This is a genomic window from Geobacillus lituanicus, from assembly GCF_050994965.1.
Taxonomy (GTDB): domain Bacteria; phylum Bacillota; class Bacilli; order Bacillales; family Anoxybacillaceae; genus Geobacillus; species Geobacillus stearothermophilus.
Genome location: NZ_CP194773.1, coordinates 62165 through 87088 on the forward strand (window position 1 = coordinate 62165; position 24924 = coordinate 87088).

13 protein-coding genes, 7 pseudogenes and 1 riboswitch are annotated in these 24924 nt (G+C 49.2%); of the genes and pseudogenes, 7 read left to right on the forward strand and 13 right to left on the reverse strand.

What is annotated here, in order from left to right; genetic code table 11:
• Positions 1-179 precede the first annotated feature (179 nt).
• On the reverse strand, positions 180-5177 hold the full coding sequence (locus ACR1UW_RS00260; RefSeq protein WP_498934210.1) for a pullulanase X25 domain-containing protein: 4998 nt from the start codon (positions 5175-5177) through the stop codon (positions 180-182).
• Positions 5178-5554: 377 nt separating this feature from the next.
• Here ACR1UW_RS00260 and amyS point away from each other — a divergent pair.
• Positions 5555-7141: pseudogene (gene amyS / locus ACR1UW_RS00265) on the forward strand (alpha-amylase).
• Between the two features lie 97 nt (positions 7142-7238).
• Here amyS and ACR1UW_RS00270 read toward each other — a convergent pair.
• The 5 genes and pseudogenes from ACR1UW_RS00270 to ACR1UW_RS00290 all read right to left on the reverse strand — a co-directional run.
• Positions 7239-7463, reverse strand: a pseudogene (locus ACR1UW_RS00270) (hypothetical protein); the annotation flags it as partial.
• Positions 7464-7563: 100 nt separating this feature from the next.
• On the reverse strand, positions 7564-7923 hold the full coding sequence (locus tag ACR1UW_RS00275) for a DUF8426 domain-containing protein (protein ID WP_498934212.1): 360 nt from the start codon (positions 7921-7923) through the stop codon (positions 7564-7566).
• Between the two features lie 196 nt (positions 7924-8119).
• A complete protein-coding gene (locus ACR1UW_RS00280; protein WP_498934214.1) occupies positions 8120-9031 on the reverse strand; it encodes a nucleotidyl transferase AbiEii/AbiGii toxin family protein in 912 nt (303 codons plus the stop codon).
• Positions 9031-9639 (reverse strand): type IV toxin-antitoxin system AbiEi family antitoxin domain-containing protein, encoded by a 609-nt coding sequence (locus ACR1UW_RS00285; protein WP_013524694.1) that lies wholly within the window; start codon positions 9637-9639, stop codon positions 9031-9033. The genes ACR1UW_RS00280 and ACR1UW_RS00285 overlap by 1 nt, the downstream gene beginning before the upstream one ends.
• A gap of 400 nt (positions 9640-10039) precedes the next feature.
• On the reverse strand, positions 10040-11320 hold the full coding sequence (locus ACR1UW_RS00290; RefSeq protein WP_498934217.1) for an IS110 family RNA-guided transposase: 1281 nt from the start codon (positions 11318-11320) through the stop codon (positions 10040-10042).
• 742 nt (positions 11321-12062) lie between these two features.
• Between ACR1UW_RS00290 and ACR1UW_RS00295 the strand changes: the two genes are divergently transcribed.
• From ACR1UW_RS00295 to istB, 3 genes and pseudogenes are all read left to right on the forward strand, one after another.
• A complete protein-coding gene (locus tag ACR1UW_RS00295; protein WP_498934219.1) occupies positions 12063-12245 on the forward strand; it encodes a hypothetical protein in 183 nt (60 codons plus the stop codon).
• A gap of 23 nt (positions 12246-12268) precedes the next feature.
• Positions 12269-13775 (forward strand): annotated as a pseudogene (gene istA, locus ACR1UW_RS00300) (IS21 family transposase).
• A complete protein-coding gene (gene istB / locus ACR1UW_RS00305) occupies positions 13772-14524 on the forward strand; it encodes an IS21-like element helper ATPase IstB (RefSeq protein WP_011230286.1) in 753 nt (250 codons plus the stop codon). Before istA ends, istB begins: the two are co-directional and overlap by 4 nt.
• Before the next feature lie 450 nt (positions 14525-14974).
• On the opposite strand, the gene ACR1UW_RS00310 is transcribed toward istB, so the two are convergent.
• Positions 14975-17302 carry a bifunctional 2',3'-cyclic-nucleotide 2'-phosphodiesterase/3'-nucleotidase gene (locus ACR1UW_RS00310; protein ID WP_498934221.1) on the reverse strand — a complete coding sequence of 776 codons (2328 nt, stop codon included), beginning with the start codon at positions 17300-17302 and terminating at the stop codon, positions 14975-14977.
• Positions 17303-17686: 384 nt separating this feature from the next.
• Here ACR1UW_RS00310 and ACR1UW_RS00315 point away from each other — a divergent pair, with 384 nt between their 5' ends.
• Positions 17687-18748 carry an NUDIX hydrolase gene (locus ACR1UW_RS00315; protein WP_021321947.1) on the forward strand — a complete coding sequence of 354 codons (1062 nt, stop codon included), beginning with the start codon at positions 17687-17689 and terminating at the stop codon, positions 18746-18748.
• A gap of 138 nt (positions 18749-18886) precedes the next feature.
• On the opposite strand, the gene ACR1UW_RS00320 is transcribed toward ACR1UW_RS00315, so the two are convergent.
• The 5 genes and pseudogenes from ACR1UW_RS00320 to ACR1UW_RS00340 all read right to left on the reverse strand — a co-directional run.
• Complete coding sequence (locus ACR1UW_RS00320; protein ID WP_023633615.1) at positions 18887-19606, reverse strand: hypothetical protein; 720 nt, start codon at positions 19604-19606, stop codon at positions 18887-18889.
• Between the two features lie 26 nt (positions 19607-19632).
• Positions 19633-19715: riboswitch (cyclic di-GMP riboswitch) on the reverse strand.
• Between the two features lie 97 nt (positions 19716-19812).
• Complete coding sequence (locus tag ACR1UW_RS00325) at positions 19813-20277, reverse strand: DUF8426 domain-containing protein (protein WP_456307969.1); 465 nt, start codon at positions 20275-20277, stop codon at positions 19813-19815.
• A gap of 444 nt (positions 20278-20721) precedes the next feature.
• On the reverse strand, positions 20722-21015 hold the full coding sequence (locus ACR1UW_RS00330) for a helix-turn-helix domain-containing protein (RefSeq protein ID WP_015865141.1): 294 nt from the start codon (positions 21013-21015) through the stop codon (positions 20722-20724).
• Between the two features lie 20 nt (positions 21016-21035).
• Positions 21036-21476, reverse strand: coding sequence for a hypothetical protein (locus ACR1UW_RS00335; RefSeq protein ID WP_131874295.1), 441 nt, complete (start codon positions 21474-21476; stop codon positions 21036-21038).
• 162 nt (positions 21477-21638) lie between these two features.
• Positions 21639-22413, reverse strand: a pseudogene (locus tag ACR1UW_RS00340) (transposase); the annotation flags it as partial.
• Between the two features lie 165 nt (positions 22414-22578).
• Here ACR1UW_RS00340 and ACR1UW_RS00345 point away from each other — a divergent pair.
• A pseudogene (locus ACR1UW_RS00345) lies at positions 22579-23136 on the forward strand (DUF6431 domain-containing protein).
• Between the two features lie 140 nt (positions 23137-23276).
• Positions 23277-23612, forward strand: a pseudogene (locus ACR1UW_RS00350) (helix-turn-helix domain-containing protein); the annotation flags it as partial.
• 413 nt (positions 23613-24025) lie between these two features.
• On the opposite strand, the pseudogene ACR1UW_RS00355 reads toward ACR1UW_RS00350, so the two are convergent.
• Positions 24026-24829 (reverse strand): annotated as a pseudogene (locus ACR1UW_RS00355) (transposase); the annotation flags it as partial.
• Positions 24830-24924: the final 95 nt, after the last annotated feature.

The following is a 24924-nucleotide window of genomic DNA, read 5'->3' on the forward strand; positions in this document are numbered from 1 at the left end:
ACCAGTATGAACAGTCCGATTCTGGCCAAGGCTACCCGCCTGCACTCGTATTTCACAAAGACGGCCTTGTGATTGCCCTTTCCTATGATGCGGACGGGTTGGCGGTTACGGTCACGAGTGAACAATAACGTGCAAAAAGCGAGGCTGCCCTATTGATTCGGACTGCCTCGCTTTCTTGCTTACTCCCCATTCACCAACTTCAACTTCTCCTTTGACGGCGTTTCGTAGCGGATGTGCGTGTCGATGTCGGTCACGTAATACCCGCCGCCGACCGCGTACTGCCCGCCGAAGCGCGCATCATACCCGTAGACGCGGTACACTTCCCCAGGCTGTAAGATGCGGACGAACACAAGGCGCCCATCCTTCGTCCGTTTCCATAGATTGATCGGCTTTTGCACCGTCAAGCGGCCGATTTGCCCTTTTTTCAGCTCCACGCCATCCCAGTACACTTTTTTCACTTGGCCTGGAGGAGTGGTTGGCTTTCTCGGTTTCTCTTTTGGTTTCGATGGAGACGGTTTTTGCGGCGGTGCTGATGGAGGTGCTCCGTTTCCCGGCGGAGCTGTGCCGCCCGGCGGAACGCTCCCCCCAGGGGATGTGCCATCCGATGGACCACCGTTGCCTGGAGAGGTGCCGTTGCCTGGTGTTGTCCCTCCGTCATGGGACGGCGTTTCGCTGCCCGGCCAACCGCTTCCTGGAGAATCGCCGTTGCTTGGCGGCGTTGTCAATTTCCCTTCACGCAACTGCTTCGTCTCCAAATTTAGCACGTAATCTTTCGTATTTTTCGCAATGGCTCCACCGTCGTTTTTGAACACGGCTGCTTTGCTTTCCGCTGACGGTTCGATATGGATCGCCACTTCTTTTTGCTGCGGAGCCGGCGTAAAGGTGTAGACAAATGCCATTTGATCATTGATCGGCACCCGCTCGCCATTGATCGTCAAAACACCGTTTTTAATGGCATTGCCCTTGATCGTCACTTGACTCCCTTGTTTTTGCACCTCTTCGATGACCACCGGCATATCAATCCAGCGCAAAATGCGGTCTTCCACAACCATCGTATTGTTTCCTTCATTGTGAACGGTCACTTTCAAATCCGTGCCGATCGAGCCGTATCCATAATAACTGACATCATCATCCCCATTGTCTGCAGGCGTATGATCAGCCAGTCCTTCCTGATCCCACGACCCGCCTTTCACATACTTATACGTGATCGTTTCCCCTTCTTGCACTTCAGTTGTAAATTGCCAATCAGGCGTCACCGCTCCATTGCGCGACATTTCCCATGCCCCTGTGTTCCAGCCATTCAAACTGTTCGGAATCGTAATTCGGGCATCTAACGGCGTATAGTCTGGGGCTTTGACTTTAAAAATGACTTTCACCATCACAATGTCCGGCTTCACTTTGACCGTGTTGGACGCGGTGACATTTCCAGCGCGGTCATACAGCTTGACAACGTACGCATACTCGGTGCCGTTTTCGACCCCGTAATCAACGAACGATGTGCTGATGGATGTCGTCATATGAATGACTGTTCCATTGCGTTCGATGACTAGCAAGTATGCATCCGCATCATCTTTTCCTACAAACTGCCATGACAAATGAACTTGCCCTGACTCAACAGGCGGCGGCGTCAGCTCAATCGCCTCGGCCGGCGCTTTTTGGTCGCTGGAGTCGGCCGCAAACGTCACTTGTTTGGCTTCCGTATACACCCAATTCTTACCAAGGTTGGTCGTCAGCGCGTAGCGATACGTATACGTCCCTGCCACAAGCGGGGTGAAGGCGGCACGGAACACATTAGCGTCGCCATCTTGCCCTTGGTAAACCGCTCTATATTCTTTCCATGCTTCGTCATGCGGCCCTTTCACTTGCAGCACCGCTTGCAACCCATCGGCTGCTCCTTTGCTTGTCACACCGTCGATGTTCACTTTGACATCGATTGGTTGCGGCTGGGACAAGTCGAGTGTGGCATCGCTTAACGTGGTCACGAACTGGACATTGTCGCTCGTCAGCGGATAATGAGGAACGACGCGATTCGTTTCCACCTTTGGCGACTCATTCCCGTTCTCATCGACGGCGGTAACGGCAAAGTAATACGCAGTCCCGTTCGCCAACGAATCGATCGTCACGGAAGTCTCGTTCGTTTCCACCGCTAACGTATAACCAGCCCCTTGAATGGTTGATTGGTACACCCGATACTTCGACGCTTGCCCTTCCCAAGTAAGCGTCACGCGACCAACCGCGGCGCTTGCCTGCAAATTTCTGACCGCGGCAGGCATTTCTGCCGTCACCGTCCCAAACATCATCCGTCCATCCATCGCCGGAACAGTGACCTTCAATGTTCCGCCGGCGACTGCGGCCGTTACGCCGTCATGCAACTCATCCGTGAGTACGGTGCCATTCGGAAGCAAAGAAGCGACATCCAATGTCACCGTTTTGTCCGCATCACCGCGGTTGACGGCAATGAGCGCCACGTCACGACCGTATTGGCGGGCAAAGACGTATACATCCCCTTGCGCATACACGGTCTTGATGTCGCCATGGGCCAGCAATGACGAATGATGTTGACGAATTTGGCCGACTTTTCGATAGTGCGCCAACAAGTTTTGGTCTTCGCTGCCCCACGGATAGGTGCGGCGGTTGTCCGGATCTTTTGAGCCTGTTACTCCCGCTTCATCGCCGTAATAAATCGTCGGTGCTCCCGGATATCCCATCTGCAAAATCGCCGCTAGCTTGAGCCGCTTTTTTCCAAGTTCTTCATTATAATTCGGATCAAACTCCGCCCGCTCGAATGAATCCGTTCCGTTCCCAAGCAGAAAGACCGCCCGCGCCGTGTCATGGGAACCAATTAAGTTCATCAGCGCATAAAACGCTTCACTTGGGTAGTCTTCTCTTATGGCCGTCAGCCGTTTGTCCGCCTCTTCCGCATTTCCGTTTTTCAAAAAGTCAAGCACCGCCCCGCGGAACCGGTAGTTCATCACGGAATCGTACTGGTCGCCTAGAAAATATTTCGATGCGTCATCCCAAATTTCCCCTAAAATGAGCGGCTGCTCCCCTTCTTTTAACGTCGGACCGCGGTCGTACGACCCTTGAAGCAATTCTTGGCGGAACTCGCGCCAAAACGCCGGATCCACCTCATTGGCCACATCGAGCCGCCAGCCGGAGGCGCCGCGGGCAATCCAGCTTTTCGCCACCGAATCCGGTTCGCGGAAAATGTAGTTCGCGAGCGCATCGTTGTTTAATTCACTCGGATGCGGCACTTTTTCCCCCGTCACCGACTTAAACTCCGGCAAGCTGTCATAGCCCCACCATGACTGATACTTATAACGACCATCGACTTTTTCGTTTTCAATATTGAACCAAAGGTGAAACCCATACGGGCTGAACGTCTGTCCCTCTTGTTTGAACTTCTCTTCCACTTGTTTCCGCGCTTCTTCCTCGCTCAATCCTTTTTCATTCATCAAATCGTAAACCGCTTCCCAATATTCATACGCGCCGACGGTCGGATAGCGGTGGTAACGGTCGAAGTAAATCGAATCATCGGATACGTGGTTGAACACGCCGTCTAAGATGAGATGCATCCCCCGTTTCGCCAGTTCCTGAACAAATGCCTGAAACTCTTCCGGAGACCCAAACATCGGATCGAGTTCTTTGTAATTGCTTGCGTCGTATTTATGGTTCGAGGGCGCCGTGGCGATCGGGTTTAAGTAAATCGTGTTCACCCCAAGCGACTGCAAATAATCCAACTTCTGTCTAATTCCGGCGATGTCGCCGCCGAAAAAGTCGTTCGACCATTCGCCGTCGCCATCATAGCCGCTCGTCCCTTTCAAGCGCGGATTATCGGGCAACTCCGACCAAGCGCGATGTTCAATCGGCTGCGCCCCGCGTGCCTGCTTCTTGCTGTTATCATTTGAAGGGTTGCCATTAAAGAACCGATCCGGGAAAATTTGATACACAACCGCTTCTTTCATCCAGTCGGGCGTCCTGTAATCCGGATCATACACCGTCAGTTGAAACAGCTCCGCGCGGCTGTCCACCGCTTTCCCCCATTGCCCTTCTTGCGTATCTTCGCCGTATTCCACTTTCGTTCCGGCATCTTGCGCTATAAATTTATACCCGTACACCCCGGGCGTCGAAGGGGTGAACGCCACCTCCCAATATTCATCGTCCCCGAGCACGCCGACTTTTTCCATCGTGTAGACGTTGGCCGTGCCGGTCGTCGTATTTTTCACATACACATCCGCTTTCGTCAAATCGCCTTTTTTCGCCGCTAAGCGAAGCGTCACCTTCGTTCCCGCTTTCACCGCCCCAAACGGCTGGCGGTACAGCGCATCCCATGTGTTATGCTTGAGCCGCTCTTTTTGAACGATTCCATCTGAACCTTGCGGGCGATAATCGGTATAGACCTCTTTCGTCTTCGCATTGAAAAAGAACGTAATCGTCGTTGTCTCCAACACGTTTAAGCGTGCATTTTCTTGCGGATAGTTTTCATCCCAATTGGTTCCAAGCACGATTTTGTATTCATAAGATCCTTTCGGCACCTGTGCCGCAAACGTGTACACCGAATCAAAATCATCATCGGTCAACAACGCCGTCGATGTTCCCGGAGTCCATCCATTGTTGTCCCCTTCATAACCAATGGCTGGCAATACCGTCCCGACAAGGCGCGGCTGTTTTTCCTTCGCGATCGGCGCATACCAAGTCGAATCCGCGATCGCATGGGTGCGGTCGTGGTAGTAAAACGTTACCTTTGTCGGCTCGTTCAATGTCAATGTAAGATTTCCACCGTTGCGCCCACCAGCGCCGTAGTTTTCATCCCAGCTGCCGTTGATGGCGATTTTGTACTCATACGTCCCCGCCGGCAGCGTCCCCGTCAACGTATAAAGCCCATCGCCTTCATGATGCATCACGGTCGCTGTAGCCGACGGATCCCATTCCTTCGTATGGCCCAATTCATCTTGTAGCGTGCCGACGAGCGTGATCGTCCGTGGTTGCGAGGCCGTGGATTCGGCCGTCCACCGATGCGCTCCATTCCCTAGAGCGCTAGAACTTCCTGCCTCGTTCGCAGCGGCAACCGCCTGGAAAGGAGTCAATGCCAGCAACAACACCGATGCCAAAACCAATGATAGCATTCTCCTTGCCCTCTTGATCATCCCCCGCTCCCTTCTCCTTTGTTTGGCCAACTTCCTTCTCTCCTTTCCTTTTTATATTCTTTGTGCAATCGTTTGCAAAAAATGGTTGATGCAAACGATTTCATCAATCTTTATCTTATACGAATAAACAGAATATTTCAACTGTATTTTCCCCATGTTGAAAAACGAATCGTTCCGTTGTTCTATTTTCCATTCGTGTCAAACTCAAAATTGTTTAAATTCGATATTGAAAACGATTACAAATAAAAATTATAATAGACGTAAACGTTCGAGGGTTTGCTCCCTTTTTACTCTTTTTATGCAATCGTTTCCCTTAATTTTTTGGAAGCCAAACCGTCGAATGTAACATTTGATTAAGGGGGAAGGGCATTGTGCTAACGTTTCACCGCATCATTCGAAAAGGATGGATGTTCCTGCTCGCGTTTTTGCTCACTGTCTCGCTGTTCTGCGCAACAGGACAGCCCGCCAAGGCTGCCGCACCGTTTAACGGCACCATGATGCAGTATTTTGAATGGTACTTGCCGGATGATGGATGGCACGTTATGGACCAAAGTGGCCAATGAAGCCAACAACTTATCCAGCCTTGGCATCACCGCTCTTTGGCTGCCGCCCGCTTACAAAGGAACAAGCCGCAGCGACGTAGGGTACGGAGTATACGACTTGTATGATCTCGGCGAATTCAATCAAAAAGGGACCGTCCGCACAAAATACGGAACAAAAGCTCAATATCTTCAAGCCATTCAAGCCGCCCACGCCGCTGGAATGCAAGTGTACGCCGATGTCGTGTTCGACCATAAAGGCGGCGCTGACGGCACGGAATGGGTGGACGCCGTCGAAGTCAATCCGTCCGACCGCAACCAAGAAATCTTGGGCACCTATCAAATCCAAGCATGGACGAAATTTGATTTTCCCGGGCGGGGCAACACCTACTCCAGCTTTAAGTGGCGCTGGTACCATTTTGACGGCGTTGATTGGGACGAAAGCCGAAAATTGAGCCGCATTTACAAATTCCGCGGCATCGGCAAAGCGTGGGATTGGGAAGTAGACACAGAAAACGGAAACTATGACTACTTAATGTATGCCGACCTTGATATGGATCATCCCGAAGTCGTGACCGAGCTGAAAAACTGGGGGAAATGGTATGTCAACACAACGAACATTGATGGGTTCCGGCTTGATGCCGTCAAGCATATTAAGTTCAGTTTTTTTCCTGATTGGTTGTCGTATGTGCGTTCTCAGACTGGCAAGCCGCTATTTACCGTCGGGGAAATTACATTACGAAAACAAACGGAACGATGTCTTTGTTTGATGCCCCGTTACACAACAAATTTTATACCGCTTCCAAATCAGGGGGCGCATTTGATATGCCCACGTTAATGACCAATACTCTCATGAAAGATCAACCGACATTGGCCGTCACCTTCGTTGATAATCATGACACCGAACCCGGCCAAGCGCTGCAGTCATGGGTCGACCCATGGTTCAAACCGTTGGCTTACGCCTTTATTCTAACTCGGCAGGAAGGATACCCGTGCGTCTTTTATGGTGACTATTATGGCATTCCACAATATAACATTCCTTCGCTGAAAAGCAAAATCGATCCGCTCCTCATCGCGCGCAGGGATTATGCTTACGGAACGCAACATGATTATCTTGATCACTCCGACATCATCGGGTGGACAAGGGAAGGGGTCACTGAAAAACCAGGATCCGGACTGGCCGCACTGATCACCGATGGGCCGGGAGGAAGCAAACGGATGTACGTTGGCAAACAACACGCTGGAAAAGTGTTCTATGACCTTACCGGCAACCGGAGTGACACCGTCACCATCAACAGTGATGGATGGGGGGAATTCAAAGTCAATGGCGGTTCGGTTTCGGTTTGGGTTCCTAGAAAAACGACCGTTTCTACCATCGCTCGGCCGATCACAACCCGACCGTGGACTGGTGAATTCGTCCGTTGGACCGAACCACGGTTGGTGGCATGGCCTTGATGCCTGCGATCGCGTTGTAAAGATATTCCGCTCTATCATTGAGACAAAAAACACGGCCTTGCCCGCCATGAATGGCGGCACAAGGCCGTGTTTGATGTTACCATCCATTTGCTTGCTTCAACTTCTCCTTTGACGGCGTTTCATAGCGGATGTGCGTGTCGATGTCGGTCACGTAATACCCGCCGCCGACCGCGTACTGCCCACCGAAGCGCGCATCATACCCGTAGACGCGGTACACTTCCCCAGGCTGTAAGATGCGGACGAACACAAGGCGCCCATCCTTCGTCCGTTTCCATAGATTGATCGGCTTTTGCACCGTTTGATGATTGTACCGTGATTTTCTTCGCGAGGAAGTGAGACGAAATGACGATTTTCGACCTTTGAACCATTTCATATATATCTCAAACATTCCTGCTTCACCGTTAAATCCCTAGTTGAAGTTCGTGTACAGTATATTTGCTTTTTGTCACAACTCCCCGGTGCCGCAATGTTTCATGCACCTTCTCATTATACAAGCGAACGTTTTCATTCATGACCTTCCACTCAACCGATCGTTGATGGCAAAACCCATCGATATCATTGTCGAGATGTTTCACATAGCGATAGGGGCTAATGATCCCAATGCTGAGCCATGCTCCATTGCGAACCAACACGATATCCCCTTGTTCCATCGTATGGACAAACGCCCAGATTGCGCCAAGAGCGTTGCCAAGCTTCGCCCCCGAATAATGGTACACGTTGCGCAATCGCTCTTTCCGTTCATCTTTGCTTATGCCGTCCAAATTGCCAATCAGCGGCCAGCCAATCCCAATGACCTGGTCGCGAATGAATTCGTCGTACCGCTGAAAAAAAGCGGTACACGTTGATCGCCGTCAGCCAGTTTTTCTTGTCTAATTTTTGTCAGGCTCTCAGATATTACTGCTCCATTCATTTCGTCTACCCTATGCTTTTCTAATTTTTGAGCTGTTGTCTTCTTCGTTACTCCCATTTAAGAGTCCGGCTATTCCACATTTTCCAATATTCATTTTCTTTTAAAATTGAGTCATATACAGGAAAAAGAAAATCTCGAATTTTCTCCATGACGAAGGGAAACTGTAGATCTTCTTTTATACCCGTTCTTTGCAAAAATGCCTTCCACTGTTTGTTTCGGCTCTCATCTTCTGCAAAAGAAGATGAAAACACAGGATGTTCTTTTTCTAAATTCGTTCGACGTCTTTGAAAGGGTTCAAATATGGCTTCCCATAAAACACGTCCATCAAAATTCTCGGTTGATAAAAGCGTGAAAACATCATAAAAATCCTTCATTCTACTGTTGACAACAGATAGTGAGATCATCGCCTCAAACTTTTCAGCTATTACTGAATAAGTTGAGTAGACTCGAATCTCCGGGGGCTTCATATTTAATAAAGTAGGATACTGCATCTCTTGTGGTTTTGGGATCACGACATCACCAAATCCAATATCCAGTTGCAATTGCTTTTTTATTTTGCCAAGTGCTGCCGGAATTTTAATACGAATCCCTTCATAATCAGCACCCTCTTTAATTCGTTCAGCCGTAATGCCCTTTACATCAAATTCGACTCCATCTTCTTCAGTGGCTAACGCACAAATGGACTCAAACGCAGTTTTGATATATTGAATATCATTCGAAATTTGTCTGGCTAAAAAGTCAATATCTTTGGTTGGCCTAGATTTAAATTGTGTTAAGGAAAATAAAAAGAGACCGCCTTTTAGAACAAATTGATCCCGATAATGAGAAATGGAAAGTCGATATAGCAACCTTTCTTGAAAATACAACAATAAAATGAAATCAAAGGTTTTTCCGCTTTGTTTAGCAATATTCTTTAGTCTTTCTCCAACTGAAGCAGGTATATTTTTAATATTTCCCATTATAAAAGCACCTCTAAGTATTTTAATAAAACCGTCTTGATGCGCATTTTCTCAGCACATTCCACCAGTTTATTTATGTTTTTTTCAGGACTTTGTAAATAATTTCGCAAACCTTCTTTCATTAAATCGATTCCTATTTTTTCTCTGTATCGAATAATGTCGCAAATCGTTTTTTCACGATTATAAATGCTTATTTTATGGCCGCCTATTTCCACTTCTTCAATTCCATATTCAAACTGTTTTTTTGAAAAATAGAAAATTTTAATTGGCGGATAATCGGGCAAACTGGGTTTCCTTGATTTTCTTTCAATAGCAATTTGGTACTCCCACGGGTTATAAGTTGTTAACTCATAAAAAGACAATGCCGACAAAAGACAAAGAACACCATTCGGGATCACTTTTGATACTTCAACCACTTCTTCATTTTGATCATTTTCAAATGCAGCATAACGGTACAGCCCACGTTTTATCCTAATGATGTCTCCATTTTGCTCGAACTTTCGAATATAATATTTGCTCACTCCTTCTCTGGTTAAGTCTTCTGTCTTCGCAAATCCTTTTTGACGCACAAAAATATCTTTTATGATTTTGCTTACTTCTTTATTCATTCATGATCACCACTCCCTCTAGAAATGTTGATCTATCAAGGCTTTTCGGCCTCTCAGGGGTGCCGAAAAAATATTTTTCGACAAAATCTCTTACATCCTTTTTCAGTTTTGTGGATATCTTACAGACCTAGGGTGCGCTTCGCGGCCACGGCTGGTTATATTTTCCTGCCGTGGGGGGGAAGCGTATTCGATGCACCCTTTGGATCTCCGCGTCGCTGATGAGGACGAACCCTCCCATGTCTCCGGGCGTCTTCGCGCCAACATTCCCTCGTTCGGTCTCGTCATCAGGCGGAGGCCGGCCAAGCTCCTTTGGGGACTCAAGGTCGAATGGATAAAATCACGCCAGCTTCTCCGGTGTCATCCTGTTGTCCAACGATTCTTCCGTTCGCAGGGGGAGGCCTTAGGCCGCCCGTTGCACCTGGGACAAGACGTCCTGTTTCATTCGCTCCGCGTCAAAGGCTTGTTTCTTCGTACAAATCGCAAACAGCACATTCAACAGCTTCCGGCATAATGCGACGATGGACTGCTTTCCGGTCAGCGGGTTGACGGGGCGGGTCGTGTAATATTCATGCAGCTCGCGAAACGCCTCGTTGTGCCGGATCAGCGGAATCATCGCCCGAAACAGCACCGAGCGCAGCCGTTTCCGTCCCCGTTTGGAGATGTGCTTTTGCCCTTTGCGCTGGCCGGAGGAGTGCTCCTTGAGCGTCAGGCCCGCCAACTTCACCAATTGGCGCGGGTCCCGATAGTGGGCGAAGCTGCCGATCTCCGCCAACAGATCGATGATCGTGGCGTCTCCCAACCCGTCGACCGTTTTCAACCATTGATACTCCATCGTCGTTTGAACCAATGCCTTCAACTCGGCGTCCAGTGCGGCGATCTCCGCCTCCAATTGGCGGTATCGGCGGACGAGCGCGGCGATCTCAAACCGGGCCATCGTCGTCCCTTCCGTCACCCCAATGGAGTCCTTCGCGGCGTTGATCAACGCCTGAATTTTGGCCTTCTGCGGGCATTTCAGCCCTTCGCTTTGCCGGTACACCTCGATGAGCTCCTCGGCGGTCCGACCCGCCATATCGGCCGGAAACGGCGTCCACTCCAACACCGAAAGCGCCGTTTTTCCCAGATCGCGAAACACCGTCCAAAACTCCGGAAAATACCGATCCGTCCAGCGGACGATCGCATTTTTCACCGCCGTCTGTTCCTTGCGGAGCTTCTCTTTGAGCGTGCTTCCCACGCGCAAATCGGCTTCGATCTCGTGCAGCAGCCGGGGAACGAGGAATCGTCCGTCTTTTGCCAGTCTGGCAATGACCAGGGCGTCTTTGGCGTCGTGTTTCGTCGGCAGGTTGTCATCGAGTTCTTTCGACCGGCACACATGCGCCGGGTTGACCATGACCAACGGGATCCCGTGCTCCTCGAGGAAGTAGGCCAGGTTCAACCAGTAGTGCCCGGTCGGCTCCACCGCGACGATCACCTCTGACTTCCCAAACGCTTGCATCGCCTCCTGAATCGCTTTATACAGCTGCTGAAACCCCTCTTTCGACTGGAAGATCGGGAACGACTTGCGAAGCACGCGCCCCCGGTCATCCACGAAGCAGGCGTAGTGGGTTCGTTTCGCGATATCGATGCCCACGACAAGCGTTTGTTCCGTAACTTGATCAATTTTATAGTTTTGTGTACAATTCATTTGAAGTCCTCCTTGGCATGATGGTAGGTATTGTTTGACACCCCTGCATCATACCAAGAGGGCTTTTTTTGATCAAGTCCCCGGAAAAGCTCCTAACGGGAATGCTCTTTTCACCTAAAAGTCGGCATTTATCATTCATTGCAAACATTTCATCCTATTTCGCGCAGGAGACTCCCACTTCAACGACCAAAGGGAGTAAGTGGGAGAGGAATGCGCGTTCCCCCCTTTCTTTTGTGTATGATATAATAAAGGCGTGGAGAAAACCGTTCAATAAAGGCACTCCAATCACGGCTACTCGATGTATGGAGTTGGTTACAGGAAACGTTGTAACCGTAAAACATCGAGCGTAGGTCCGTCTGTTGTGTGTGGAAGCCAAGTACTGCCAACAGACACACCGAGAGAATCGGTAACGATGCAGGCATGACCTGCGTCGTTGGGTAGTCGTCAACCTGCCCCTGATGCAACCCCAAGTCAAGGAAGGAGGACGAAGTCCGTTTGCACTTCTGGGGAGTTGCAAGCCCCCACTTCAAGCGTTAGCTAAGTGGGGGTAGTTGACATACTTATTCTCCATTATTCACAATATCCCTCTTTTTTCACCTTAATGCATTCACTTATTATTATATGCCGACAATAAGTAAAATTCCTACCGTTATTTTCACATATAATACTGAACCATTTCGCTCATGAAAACGTGATCCACTCCACTCCCGGAAAGACATCGTGTTAATATGGAGGGAGAGACATGATCGGCTGGTTGCCTCATATATCGCCATTCAAGCAAAATAATGCCTATGGAGGCTCCATACCTGTTTATTGCAAAATAAAAATACAGAGTTCTGCAACGAAAAGTGCAGAGCTGAAGGCAAAGAAAAAAGGCTTGCCAGCCTCTAACATTTCCTCTACTGTGGAAGTTGTGAACACATAACCAAACAGTGGAGGAGCGAAAGGATGCTGGCAATGCCCGAAATTAATCGTATCAGAAAACTGCGTGAAAAGAAAGGGTTATCGATTGCGGAAATTTCCCGTGAAACGGGATATAACTGGAGAACGGTCAAGAAATACGCAGATGGAGACATTTCTGTCCAACCAACCATCAAACGCAAAAAGGGGATGATGGAGGAAGAAGGGTACGGGCAAATCATTGATGACTGGTTGGAGGAGGATGCCAAACTGCCGAGAAAACAACGGCGAACGAACAAGACGATGTTTGAAGCGCTTTGTCGTGACCATGGATTTCAAGGCTCGTATCGCACCGTTTGCGCGTACGTGCAAAAACGAAGACCGCAGCTCAAGCTCGAGAAAGAACAGCGCTATGAACGACTGGAGCACCCGCCAGGCGAGGCGCAGGTGGATTTCGGGAAGATGACGGTTGTGACGAAGGAGGGGAAGGAAGAAGAGCGATCGGTTTTGATCATGAGCTTTCCCTATAGCAACGCTGCGTTTGCTTATCCGCTGCCGGCGGAAAACAGTGAATGCTTCCTCCATGGGTTGACGCAGCTGTTTCGTCAGGCTGGGGGAGTGCCAAAGGCATTGCGCATTGACAATTTGTCCGCGGCCATTGTGTCGATTCGAAAAGGGGGAGAACGCCGATTCACCGAGGCTTTTGAGAAATTTCAACTCTACTATCGGTTTGATGTACAAGTGTGCAATCCATACAGTGGACATGAGAAAGGAAATGCGGAGCGAAAAGTCTATTACACTCGCAACCTTTGTTTCATCCCCGCTCCATTGATGGAGTCGGATCCGGAGCTGGTGGAGTGGCTGCATCGCAAGATGGTCGAGGACCGAAACCGTCCTCATTATGAAAAGGGGCGGTGGATCGAGGAACTATGGCAGGAAGAGCAACCGGAGCTGTTGGCGTTGCCGGAACAAGATCTTCCGATCTTCTCCCTCGATCACGCTTACGTGAATAAGTACGGAGAAGTGATGGTGGATGGGAAGGCGTTCGTCGTCCATGGCCTGTCCGTCCCCAACCGGGTGTTGGTGAAGAAAGAATGGAATCGTTTCGTTGTGTTCTCTTCCGATGGAGACGTCCATCTTGAAGCGCCCAGGCCGTATACGAACGTGAAACGCGAAATCCCTTGGAAAGAGATTTTCGCTGAGTGGGAGACCAAACCCCGGGTTGTCGGACATTCCCGCTACCGGACGTACTTGCCGGAGGCGATCCGAACGTATTCTGGCTGGCCCCCCGCCCCAGGTGGTGGCCCGTTTGAAAGGACTGCGAGCGCTGTTGGATCGGCACACGCTTTACGAAATCGCCCAGTGGCTCGAGGAGAGTCAGCGATGGGACTTGGCTCCTCATGAAATCGGCGTGTTGATGGAAGCGAAGCACTCCTATTACCCGGACAAGTGGGAAGAATCATACACCCCTTCCGTTCTAATCGACTATGAAACGGATTTAACGGTGTATGATCAACGTCTTCATCCCGCTCGGGAAGGGGGTGTCCAGAGATGAGAGCAGAGGTGAAAGAGATTTGTAAAGCGCTGCATTTGGCCTATATCGCAGATCGATTCGAGGAGGTGAGATTCGAAACGAAAGAACAGTTTTTGCGGGATGTATTGGCGCTGGAACTGTCGTGCCGCCAAGAAGCGAAACAGGCTCGGCTGATCAAGAAAGCCAAGTTTCGGGAGTTGAAATGGCTGAAGGATTACGAATGGTCGGGTCATATCCATTGGCCAGCCACGACATCGAGGGAGGAACTGTGTGACCTTCGCTTTTTGGAGCGAAAGCAAAACGTTCTGCTTTTAGGTTCACCTGGAACGGGGAAAACCCATCTCGCCACAGCACTTGGCATTCAGGCGTGCCAACAAGGCCATGAGGTTCGGTTTTTCCGCGTCGCGGATCTTGTCGCCCAGCTGGAAGAGGCGTTGAAAAACGGCACGCTCGGACGGCTGAAACGAAGCCTCGACCCATGCGAACTGTTGATTTTGGATGAACTCGGCTATGTGCCGTTTCAAAAGCAAGGATCGGAACTGTTGTTTCATATTATCGCCGACTGTTACGAGCGAAAAAGCGTCATGGTGACATCGAATCTAGAATTTGGACAGTGGAATCGGGTGTTTGGGGACAACCGTTTGACGGCAGCGTTGGTGGATCGCTTGGTTCACCACGCCCACATCTTGGCCTTTACGGGAGAGAGCTATCGACTGCGGAACGCTCTCTCCGCGATCCAGCCGTCCTCTGCCTCCGGTCTGGAACCTTAAGTCTTGAGCTGGCAAGCCTATGTATTTTTTCTTGCACTTCTCTGCATTTTTTGCTTGCAAAAAACATCCATACCATACTGACTGTGTTCCAAACTGTCCTTGGTCAACCGCAATGTCTATGGCTACACTTTAACAGCGACGTCACTGCCACTGACTATTACTCCGTCAAATGATTTGAACTGTGAGCATCATAACACCTTCATTCATTACCAACTAACTTGAACGCTCTCCCCCTATGCTTGCACTTAGAGGCGGGAGATTCTTGGGAACCCCCGCGGCAGGCTATGAACCAAGCCATCCCCGTGCATCCCACGGTTCAGCGATCTTACGAAGACAGCGATTCATCCCCCACTTATGCTCACGCGTAGAAGTGGGGTCTTCTCAATTCGGAATGATAAGCATGCAAAAAGCGAGGCTGCCCCATTCATTCGGACAGCCTCGCTTTCTTGCTTACTCCCCATTCACCAACTTCAACTTCTCCTTTGACGGCGTTTCGTAGCGGATGTGCGTGTCGATGTCGGTCACGTAATACCCGCCGCCGACCGCGTACTGCCCGCCGAAGCGCGCATCATACCCGTAGACGCGGTACACTTCCCCAGGCTGTAAGATGCGGACGAACACAAGGCGCCCATCCTTCGTCCGTTTCCATAGATTGATCGGCTTTTGCACCGTCAAGCGGCCGATTTGCCCTTTTTTCAGCTCCACGCCATCCCAGTACACTTTTTTCACTTGGCCTGGAGGAGTGGTTGGCTTCTCCGGCTGCTTTGGCGGGTTGGGCTTTTCTTCCTTCCAAAGCGGCAAGGCAAATTCATATTGGGCAAATCCGCTCGGCAAGGCGGTGACATAGCGGATGCTGCCGTCTTGCGGCAAGTATTTTTGCGCTTCCGGCGACGATTCAAACGTGACGGTCACCGGCGCTTTCCCTTTCACTGGCGCAAACCGCCAGTTGCCATCCGCTGACGGGTTGATCGTTCCGTTTTCCCGAATGTAATCGATGATCACTTGCCGGTTTTCATCCGGCGCAGCCAAAATCGTGTTTTTCCCGCCCGGATTGATGATCCGGTTTGTCGTCGCCCGATAGTTGTTCGTTGCGACGATAAATTCCATGTTCGGCGTCACTGGCTTGCCTTCGAATTTCAAGTTTTTAATCCGGTTCGCATTCGGATTGATCACATTTTGGTTTTTGTCGTATTTCGCCGGCTCGGTCACATCGATCTCGTACGTCACTCCATCAATAATGTCGAAGTTGTACGTCGGGAAGTCGTTGTTCACAAGCGGCTGAACGTCTGTCTTGTTCGGGTCGATTTGGTTGAATTGCCCCGCCGACCACTCAAGCCATTCTTTCAACTCGGCTCCCGTAATTTTCAACGCATACACCGTGTTCGGATACAAGTACAAATCGGCGACGTTTTTAATGGCGATTTCCCCTGCCGGGATGTCGGTATAATAGCTCGCCCCGCCGCGTCCGCCGGCTTTGAACGGAGCGCCGGCCGACAGCACCGGAAGGCCTTCATATTTCGTCCCTTTCAACATCTTTTCGACATACCATTTTTGCGCATTCGTGACGATTTGCACGGACGGATCGTCTTTGATAAGCGCAAAATAGCTGTTGATCGGGCTCGTTGTTTTTCCAACCGGGCTGCGGACGTACTGAATCGTCGCTTCATGTTCCGCTTGGATCGCCTGCTCAACGGCCGGGTCGCTGTCGACAAGCGGCGTTTTCGTCGCCTTGTCATACACTGGACGGAGTTGGGCTTTCGCTTGCGTCACTTTCCATTTTCCGTCGACTTGCTCGACCGTCAAATCGATCACGCCGAGCGTATCTCCCCATGAACCCGGCATCGTCACCGGAACACCGTTGATCGTGCCGGTTTCATTGTTGATTCCGTTTCCGTCCGGAAAATCTGGTGTCGTGCCTGGAAGGGCCGGGAATTTTTTATGCTGGTGGCCGGTCAACACGGCGTCGATCCCCGGAATTTGCGTCAAATAATACGATGCGTTTTCCATATTCGGGCTGTTTCCGCCGGTCTCAATGCCCGAGTGCGATAGCACAACGATCAAATCGGCCCCTTCCGCTTTCATTTTTGGAATATACTTTTGCGCCGACTGCACAATGTCTTTCGCAATCACTTTCCCTTGCAAATTCGCTTTGTCCCAATCCATAATTTGCGGCGGCACAAAGCCGATGACGCCGATCTTCAGCGTATGCTTCTCCCCGTCTTCATCAACGACTTCTTTCGCTAAAATTTGATACGGCGTGAAATAGTTGACATCGTTATCCGGATTTTGGTCATGATCGTCACGGTACACGTTCGCATTCACGATCGGCAGCTTGGCATCGTCATACACTTCATTGAGGAAATCCAAGCCATAGTTGAACTCATGGTTCCCAACCGTCGCCGCATCGTACTTCAACAAATGCAACAGTTTCACCGCTGGATGCACTTCGCCGTCTTGCAGCGGCTTCACTTTCGCCACATAGTCGCCAAGCGGCGTTCCTTGAATCAAATCCCCGTTGTCAAACAGAAGCGTATTCGGCTGCTCAGCGCGCGCCTGCTCGATCAAACGCGCCGTCTTCGACAACCCAAACTCATTCGTCGGACTATCTTTGAAATAATCGTAGTTGACGAGATTCATATGTACGTCCGTCGTCTCTAAAATGCGCAGCTTGACGACATCTCGGTCTTCCGCGCCCGCTGCGGTCGGCAACACAGCCGGAGCAAGCAGCCCCAACGCCAACACCACGCTCGCCGCCGCGTATTTCTTCCGTTTTTTCAATGCCCATCCCCCTCACTCAGATCAAATCATTGTCATCTCTATACATATTACCATAAAAGCAACAAAATTTTGATAGAAAAAACAAACAAAAAAATAGAGGAAATAAACAGACAATATCGAAAGAGATAGAGGAAAGCACAATGTCCTATTCTTGGGGATGGTTGATCTCTTCAATCTTCTTTTCTACATTCATGCTGTATATTATCATTGAAACCGCCGTCCGACGAGCGATTGACAGCTCAACATTAGCAGAACACATCAAAAAACCGTTGGAAGATAGAAAAAGAAGGAATGACAGCCGACATTAAAGGAGTGACACGCATCGTTCATCAATGTTATGATTAAATAAAAACTTGGAGCTTTTATTTGCAAGGGGAGTATGCAATGTTGCGGGACATCATCAATGCTGTTCTCGGTGTGATCATCGGGGTCATTTTAGGAGACCCTCTAAAGGAGGCTTGGGGGAAATTTGTCAAATACATGAAGCGCCTCCTTGCAAAGCCAAAAACTATTAAAGATCCCTCATATTTTACCATTGGGAATGAAACTACTTCGTTTATTGTTTGTGACGGAGATGGCGTTATGACCTACTCTCCTGAAAATATTGAAACAAGAGTAAACAACCATGCAGTTGAGCTTCCCAGTGATTTAAAAATTTTGAGGAGAGAAATAGAAAAAGCGGAAGATGCAAAGAAACAACGGGGGGAAAGCTACAGTTGGAATGGACCTTTGCTCTCTCTCGAAAAATATTCAATTCTACGAACAAAAGTGAATGAGGATATGAAAGTCATTTTTTCGTTCGTTCCTTCAGATTATTATACATTTAAAGCGTTAAATATGAATCTAGATAAACAACTTCCTTCCGGTTATACAATCCGAGAGAAATACTTGGCCGGAAACACAGTTAGGCAACCAATCCCAGCGCTAGCAAACGGCGTTGGCGTAGCCATCACTGTCATTACTTCAGACAATTACGTCATTTTAACCAAACGATCGCCTGAAAGCGGGGTGCGGCCAAACGAGTTGGATATTAGCGTTGTCGAAGCAATCCATCCTTCCCACGACCGTAAAGCGGTAGGACAAGGGCCGGACCTATTTAATACTGCTGTACGTGGCGCAGAAGAGGAGCTAGGCGTTGTCATCCCTAGGGAAAATATAAAATTTCTTGGGTTCGGTGTAGATGAACAATACTATCAATGGAATATCATCGGCATTGCGCACTGTAAAGAAAAAGCCGAAGAAATTATGAAACAACGCAGCAGAGGAATCCCAGGGAAATGGGAAATGGAACAAATACTCTTCATTCCGTTTAAAATTAGGGACGTATTATATACTATCAAAAATGAAAAAATGTGGTCCACAGCAAAAGTTGCTCTATACTGGTCACTCGTCTTTGAATATACAAAAAGAGGAGTAGATAAGGAAGCAGAAAAGCTGTTCAAATAATCCATTATTCGCAGAGAGAATATGCCTTGAAGGAATGTCTTTTCTAAAAGAGCAGGAAAAGAAGCAACCCAAGCAAAAATAGAAGGTCACCATTGCAACACAACGAAGAGCGCCCTCCACTGGCGCCCTTCCTCATTTCTATAGCAAATTGAGCAACGCCTTTTTGTTCGCTTGCACTTGGTCGTTCAACGCCTTGACTTTTTCTTTTAACTTCTGAATGTCTGCGTTGTTGGCGCCGACTTTCTTTTCAAGGGCGCGAATTTCATTCGTCACCGCCCGCAGCTGGTTGGACAGCGCGATGAGCTGGCCGATGAGGCCATCAATTTGCTCTTGTTTTTCTTCATCGAGTTCCTCTTGGTCTTCACCAACAGGTTGTGGAGAATTCGGAGACGGCGCCTCCGTTACCGTTTGCCCGCTGGAAGCTGGAGCGGCAGCGTCATTGGCCGCTATGGCTTGTCCACTCGGAGCGTCAGTTGCCGCTGTGACTTCTGTCGGTTGAGAAGCAGACGGCTCGCCCGTTGGCAACGAATCAGCAGGCGTCGTTTGCGTGTCCGTTGCCGATTCCGCTTCGCTCAATGCTTGAATGCGAGCGGTCACTTTGTCTAGCCGCTCTTCAATTTGGCCTACTTTTTTATGTAACTGCGCCAACTTTTGCGCAAGCCATTTTTGTTGCTTGGACGATTCCTGTTTTTTCTTCGCCTCTGTTTCCTTTTGTTCCGTCTTCTTCTTGACGACGACTTCCACTTTCTTCACCATCGTTTCGCGCTCATGCGCTTTGCCCGCAGGTTTGGCGGCCGCCCACGCCGGAGAGGCGACGAGCATCGACGCCACCAAAATTGGCCATCCTTTCTTCAACATTACCAATTCCTCCTTTATTTTTTGGTAATGGCAGCTGGCTGGCATAGGTTTCCCCTTAGCCCCTGTAGCTTTGTGACGCTAAGTTTCCTTAGCTGTACCTTTCATCATCATTGTACCATGATTTTCTTCGCGAGGAAGTGAGACGAAATGACTATTTTCGACCTTTGAACCATTTCATATATATCTCAAACATTCCTGCTTCACCGTTAAATCCCTAGTTGAAGTTCGTGTACAGTATATTTGCTTTTTGTCACAACTCCCCGGTGCCGCAATGTTTCATGCACGTTCTCATTATACAAGCGAACGTTTTCATTCATGACCTTCCACTCAACCGACCGTTGATGGCAAAACCCATCGATATCATTGTCGAGATGTTTCACATAGCGATAGGGGCCAATGATCCCGATGCTGAGCCACGCTCCATTGCGAACCAACACGATATCCCCTTGTTCCATCGTATGGACAAACGCCCAGATTGCGCCAAGAGCGTTGCCAAGCTTCGCCCCCGAATAATGGTACACGTTGCGCAATCGCTCTCTCAGTTCATCTTTGCTTATGCCGTCTAAATTGCCGATCAGCGGCCAGCCAATCCCTATGACTTGATCGCGAATGAATTCGTCGTACCGCTGAAACCCATGCGGTTTCGTTTTCATTTGAAATACATGCGCCATTTCCAATCCCCCGTTTCCCTTTCAACCTCCGCCTTAGCCACACCGTCCCATCCATCAAAAAGCGACAGGCGCGTAACCACTTCAACTTCTTGCATGCTTCTTAAGAACGGCGGTAATCGCCTCAATCGTTTCTTTGGCGCCATCCGTCCACGCTTCAAACTTAAAAGCAATCTTTTGCATGAGATCAGCTTTTTCCTACCGCGCTTCGCTTGGTACCCCCGACGAGTGTTGCGAACAAAAGTTCGCAATCCTCGTCGGGGATCATTTCGGAATGTCACCCACAAATATTTTACTCACACTCATCTCCCACCTACTCATTGGGCTTTGCCCTGCACATTCCTTGAAGGTGAGAGACTTCTGTCGGATAGATGTTAAAAAACAAGTTTCTTGGAGAATTTTCTCTCCAAGGAACTGCTTCGATAATATAAGCGTATTAATTATGCGCTAAACTTGAACATGCAAGTTATGATCCTGTCTACTTGTACCATCAATGATGAAAGGGGTATTCAATGCCTGCGAGATTTTAAAAAGTGTCTCTACTCTAGGGCTTGTAAGCCCCGCTTCAATTCTCCCAATCGTGGATTTTGGAACTCCAATACGGTCTGCAAGTTCCTGTTGAGACATATTCAGCTGCTTCCGTCTTGTTTTGATTTGTGCAGCTATAGTTCCCTCTAATTGAAGTTTTTGAACATGCTGCTCGCCTCGAATAGCTGCATATTTCTTAAAAAAATCACTCATTCTTTTTCCCTCCCAGTTGATCAATAAAGGTAAGGATCAAAAGCGCAATAACTTTCATATGCTGATTCGGCAGGCACAATATCCTCTCGTCTTATCGCTCCATTATACTGCTTGTCGAAATAATGGAGCAGTATGACTTTTGAAAAATTGTGGATCGCAAATATAATCCTGTGATTTCCATCTCTTCCACCCCTTATACCCCATCTGTAAAAATTATCATAACGAGTATTCATGCTAAGATGTTTCAATGATGGAGGGGTTATATCGTCCAGAAAGCTGTTGTCCTCTGGATCAGAAGGATATGGATTATGTTGAATAATCGTAAGTTGCCTTGCATATACATCAGCAACATGACACCATATACCCGGATGACCTTTTTGTCTAAGTTCTTGCTCTGCCTTATTCAAGAGATAATTTTCAAATTCCTTTACATTTCCTGTGTATATTACCTCAAACAACATCCTCTACCCTTTACATATATATTATTACACATATGATAGCATTTATGCTACTGAAACACAATAATTTATAATTAGGGAATACTGAACAACTTTTTTTCCTATAAATAAATTGCCATTCTGAGTCTCTGAGATAAAAATATCCGTCGAACGAACAAGTGAAAAAAAAGGCAAAAAAGTATCCCGAAGGATCTTTTCAAGGTTCATGACCAAGAATTGGAGGGCAATGACGGTTTCGCTTGTCTGTTGAAGGCGTGCTCGAATAAGACCAAGCCCATAAGCACGCTTGCCCTCGCCAAATTTGCCTTCGACGGCGTTCCGATCCAAGGCGTCTTGGCATTCAATTTGTTTGTGGGCGCTGCTTTCCTCCCTGTCTTTTGAAGGACGTCCCAGTTTCGGCTCGCTCAGACGGATGCCCAGTTTTTGGCCATACTGGCGGTTCTCTCGCATCCTGTCAATCTGATCTGCCAGTGCAGCTTCCGGATAAACGCCGTATCGTCTGCGGTAGGCCTCAACAGATTCCTGGAGGTATGATCCTTCGTGATAATCTGGTCTTCCGGAGAAGGTTTTGTCTGTGCTTCCGCCACCCATTCGTTGACCCGGTTAAGGATATCGCGGCCAAGCCGTTTCCGGAAATGAGTCATAGAAGAAGGGTGGAGAGGCGCTTCATCCTGGAACGACGGCAACCCGATGAAGTATTGGAGATACGGGTTTTCCGTAATCTGCCGGACGGTTTCTTCATCACTCAAATTCAGGCGTTCCTGAATGACCAGTGCCCCAAGTGCCAAACGAACCGAAAAAGCCTTGTTTCCCTGCCTTACATCACCTTGTATTCCTTTTCCGCTCTTGACCAAGGAATGAGGTTGGACAAGACCACCCAACGGTTATGTGGATTTAATTGTCCGCCAAACGGCAGAAAAAATTCATGTAGCAAGATCATTTGATCGTCATTATGTAAATTATCACTTTATTTCGGAACAAAAGAGCCATTTTTTTGCACATTCCTTCAGAAAGCCCTCTCCCCTTTTCTGAAAGAATGTGCTAAATTTTTTGTGAATGATTTCAGAAGAGAAAATCCATCGATTCAGAGGAGGGGGAGGAGGACGTGATCCAATTTCATGACTTTGGCATTGACGTCTAAACGTATGCAGAACGTGGAAAAGAAAACGACTTCCCTCTTCTGAAACAGTGTCCGCATTGCCGGGCCAAGCGCCCGTTGCACCGCCACGGTTACTATGAGCGAAACGCATTGACCCCACATGGTGATGATCGCATTTGGATTGTCCGGTATCGCTGCCGGGAATGCTTGAAGACGGTGAGTGTGCTGCCTTCCTTTCTCCTCCCGTATTTTCAGTATACGTTGTCCGCCATATGGCAAGTCGTGAAAGAGCAGTTGGGATTGACCGAGGGGACGAACCAGACTCCGTTCCTCCCGACAAAGGACGGCATCCTCTTTTATGTCCGACGGTTCTGCCGAAACCTATCAAGCCTTCACAGCTTTTTTACGAGGCGGTGGGGGATCATAGGCCCTATCGTGAAAAAAGAAAAGGAACGGGCTTCCTGGTGGATCCGGACGTTGGAGGAACACGGTCTCTATTCGGTCATCAGAGGCATATGGGAGGACGGATTCCGACACCCTTTTGCGAATCAAATGGGATCCTGATTTTGAATAAATATCCTGAATTAGAAATAGTTGAGGTTCCCACAAACCTTTCCTATCGACGGAAAAAAAGCGATCCGGTACGATAAGGGCAGACGGACCGGAACGGTCCTGATTCCAAGTGAGACAAGGAGGAGATTCGAATGGATGAGTCGATGAGACACGACATGGCCCTGTTTCGGTACGGGCTGATCGCTCCATTGGTGAATGGGCAGGTGGAACCGAAGACATATCTGAAAGAGGTGAGCGAACGAGTGCACCATGTCCCCCACCAGGGCGACAAACGAATCGCAGCCAAGACGATCCTCGATTGGTGCACCCGATATAAAAAAGGGGGCTTTGACGCCCTAAAGCCGAAGCGCCGTTCGGACCGCGGCCACTCAAGGCGTCTGTCGCCCGATGATGAGGATCATATTTTAGCCCTAAGAAAAGAACACCCCGCCATGCCCGTGACGGTGTTCTACGAACACCTGATCGAGTAGGGGGAAATCCCAAAAAATCATACCTTCCTCTAGAAATATTGACGTATCAAGGCTTTACGGCCTTTCAGGGGTGTCCAAAAAATATTTTTCGACAAATACCTTACATCTATTCCCAGTTTTGTGTATATCTTACAGACCCTGGGTGCGCTTCGCGGCCACTGCTGGGTATTTTTTACTGCAGTGGGGGAAGCGTATTCGATGCACCCTTGGACCTCTGCATCGCTGATGAGGACGAACCCTCCCATGTCTCCGGGCGTCTTCGCGCCAACATTCCCTCGTTCGGTCTCTTTATCAGGCAGAAGCCGGCTAAGCTCCTACAGGGACTCAAGGTCGAATGGATGATATCGCGCCAGCTTCTCCGGTGTCATCCTGTTGTCAAGAGAATCCTGTTTTACGCGAGAAGACAGGCACTAGGCGGCCCGGACTTGGACATGGGCGAAGACATCTTGCCTCATTCGTTCTCCATCCAACGCTTGCTTCTTCGCGCAGATGGTAAACAACACCTTGAGCAGTTTGCCGCACAACACCACGATCGATTGTTTTTTGGACAGCGGATTCACCGCACGGGTCGCGTAATAATCGTGCAACTCGCGAAACGCCTCATTATGGCGGATCAGGGGGATCATCGCCCGAAACAGAACCGAACGCAGCCGTTTTCGTCCCCGTTTCGAGATCCGTTTTGTCCCTTTGTGCTGGCCGGAGGAGTTCTCCTTGAGCGTCAGGCCCGCTAATTTGATCAGTTGCCGCGGGTCCCGGTAGTGGGCAAAGCTCCCGATCTCGGCCAACAGGTCAACGATCGTGGCATCTCCCAGGCCATCCACCGTTTTCAACCACTGATATTCCACGGTCGTTTGCGCCAATGCCGTCAGTTCCGCATCCAGCGCGGCGATTTCCTCCTCCAATTGGCGATATCGGCGGACGAGCGCGGCGATCTCAAAACGGGCCATCTGCTGTCCTTCCGTCACGCCAATGGAATGGCTCGCGACCTCAAGCAGTTTCCGGATTTTCGGTTTCTGGGGCGCTTTCAGCCCTTCACTTTGCCGGTAGATCTCCACAAGCTCCTCCACGGTGCGGCCGGTGATCTCCTCCGGAAACGGGGTGAGTTCCAGCACGGCCAGCGCCATTTTCCCCAATCTGGAGAAGACGGCGGAGAACTCAGGAAAATACCGGTCGGTCCAACGGATAATCGCGTTGCGCACGGCTGTATGCTCTTTTTTTGTTCAAGTCCTCGGAAAAAGCTTCTAACAGGAATGCTCCTACAATGCAAAAAGGCTATTGATGTACATCGTCATACATCAATAGCCTTCTA